Source organism: Halomonas sp. Ps84H-12 (assembly GCF_024124725.1).
GTDB classification, from domain to species: domain Bacteria; phylum Pseudomonadota; class Gammaproteobacteria; order Pseudomonadales; family Halomonadaceae; genus Vreelandella; species Vreelandella aquamarina.
On sequence record NZ_JAMXSJ010000081.1, the window covers coordinates 1 to 2760 of the forward strand.

Genomic DNA, 2760 nt, shown 5'->3' on the forward strand with positions numbered 1-2760 from the left:
AAAAGAGACAGTTAAGCGCTTATTATCAAAAAATTATCCATATGCGGCTGGCAGCTAAGTAATGACTAACGGCTCATAATTTCCCGATGCCTGTTACCTATATGGAACCACCACCCCGTAGCGCGGCGTAACGAAAGAGCGAGGTCACGAGCGAAAGAGGCACCCGCGAAGGCGGCCCTAGCCGCCCCGATCAAGCCACAGTGATCAAGCAAATCTCACTGGCCTCATCGGCACCCCTCACGGGGTGCTTCGCGGGTGCGCTCCGCTTACACCGCGCTACGGATGCATCGCCAACGATACTCATGGGCGAGCACCCGCAGCTCGGGCGACGGGCGGCGCTAGCCGCCCCGACTGAGCCCCAGCAAGGACTGAGCTACAGCAAGGAAAAGCCATGGTGAACCGTACAAGCCACGATCAAAATTTCAAAAACCTGATTTTGGACTATCCTCGCGAAGCCCTCGCTTTCTTTGCATCAGAAGAAGCTGGAGATTTACTGCCTAGCGTCAAAGTCACTCCTATTCGCCAGGAGCAATTAAAAGAGCGCCTGGGTGACAGATTCCATGAGCTAGACGTACCATTGCTGGTAGAGTGGCCAAATGGGCAACGCGAAGCGCTACTGTTCACGCTAGAAGAAGAAACGGATCCCGGCCGTTTCTCGATCCACAGGCTGGCGCACTACACACTGCACCTGAGTGAGCTATTCGATACAGAACGAGTGGTACCGGTGGTGATTTTTTTGAATTCTAATAAAAAAGTGGCAGAAAGCCTGCATATTCGAAGTGAACGCCATAGCTACCTACAGTTTCACTATTTACATACACATTTAAATAAATTGCCGGCCAATCAGTATTTTAGTAGCAAAAATATCGTGGCGCGCCTGAATTTACCGAATATGGCATGGGCAGAGAAAGATAAAATCGATGTATACGCCAATGCCATACAAGGTCTGTTTTCGCTGGAACCAAGCATTGAAAAGCAACTCAAATACATAGACTTTGTCGATATCTACAGCGATTTAAGCACAGATGAAAGACAAGCCTACCAAAGGCGCTATCCTCAGGAGGAAAGCAAAATGGCTGGTTTAGCAGAGCGTCTTCGTACGGAAGGTATGCAGCAAGGCATGCAGCAAGGCATGCAACAGGGCATGCAACAGGGCATGCAACAGGGCATGCAACAGGGCATGCAACAGGGCATGCAACAGGGGATGCAACAGGGCCGTCAGCATGAAGCACAAAATATGCTGCGAAAGCTGCTCATGCTGAAGTTTGGCGAGTTACCGTCATGGGCCGATACTCAAATTGAGGCGGCTTCCATAGAGCAGCTGGAAAACTGGATGGAAGGCATATTGAGTGCCAACACATTGGAAGCCCTGATCGAACCTATTCAGTAACCGCTGACATTCACGCCATCACCAGCACCCCTCACGGGGTGCTTCGCGGGTGCGCTCCGCTTACACCGCGCTACGGGAACACCGCCAACGTTATGAGGCGTGGCACCATCCTCGTTTCGCGCCATAACGAGCAACCGCGTCAACACCTCGAATGGCGGCACCAACCCCGTAGCGCGGCGTAACGAAAGAGCGAGAGCAACGAGCGAAAGAGGCACCCGCGTTGGCGGCACCAGCCGCCCCGATTGAGCCACGGTGATTGATCAAACCTCGTTGGCATAATCGGCACCCCTAGCGGGGTGCTTCGCGGGTGCGCTCCGCTTACACCGCGCTACGAATAAATAGCATACTTAGAAGCGTGGCAATCACCCCGTAGCGCGGCGTAACGAAAGAGCGAGAGCAGCGAGCGAAAGAGGCACCCGCAGCGGCGGCCCGGCGCGAAGGCGGCGCCAGCCGCCCCGATCACGCCACCAAACGCCAAAATGCCATACTGCTAAGAGAAAGCACGAAAAGGAATTCAATGCTCAACATCACACACCACGGCGGAGCCAAAGGCGTCACCGGAAGCTGCCACCAGCTCACCCTCGATAGCGAACACTCACTGCTGATCGACTGCGGGCTATTCCAAGGCGAAGACGCAAAAGAAAACGCCTTTGAGCAGCTCCAGATCGAATTCGATATCAGCACCGTCAAAGCGCTGGTCATCACCCACGTACACATCGACCACGTAGGCCGCTTGCCCTACCTGCTGGCGGCGGGATTCAAAGGGCCCATCATCTGCTCCATCCCCTCGGCCAAACTGCTGCCGCTGGTGATCGAAGATGCCCTGAAAATCGGCTTCACCCGCAACGCCCAGCTCATCGAACGTTTCCAGCAGCAGTTGGAAAGCCAGATCATCAGCGTGCCCTACGGTAAATGGCACACCGTGTTTGAAAAAACCGAAGCAGGCGGCATCACCACCCGCGTGAAGCTCAAGCGGGCAGGGCACATACTGGGCTCCAGCTACGTGGAAGTAGCCCACCAGCACCCCAACGGCGAAAAGGAACGGGTGATATTCAGCGGCGATTTAGGCGCTCCCTACGCACCGCTACTGCCCGCGCCCCAATCGCCCTACGGCTGCGAACAATTGGTTCTCGAAAGCACCTACGGCGACCGCCAGCACCCTGACCGCCGCCAGCGCCGCGCCACGCTGAAACAGGCCATCGAGCAAGCGCTCACTAACGGCGGCACGGTCATGGTGCCCGCCTTCAGCATTGGCCGAACCCAAGAGCTGCTCTACGAGCTGGAAGGCATCATTCATGAAGCCGAGCGCAACGCCAAACGCGGGCTGCCCAAAAGCCTATGGCAAACGCTGGAGATCATCGTCGATTCGC

At 55.5% G+C, this 2760-nt stretch carries 2 protein-coding genes; both read left to right on the forward strand.

Annotated features, from left to right (window positions below):
• Positions 1 to 391: 391 nt before the first annotated feature.
• Complete coding sequence (locus NH344_RS18050; protein ID WP_253028280.1) at positions 392 to 1390, forward strand: DUF4351 domain-containing protein; 999 nt, start codon at positions 392 to 394, stop codon at positions 1388 to 1390.
• A 517-nt stretch (positions 1391 to 1907) separates the two neighbouring features.
• Positions 1908 to 2760 (forward strand): MBL fold metallo-hydrolase (locus NH344_RS18055; RefSeq protein ID WP_253028281.1); only part of this gene is annotated, 853 nt, incomplete at its 3' end.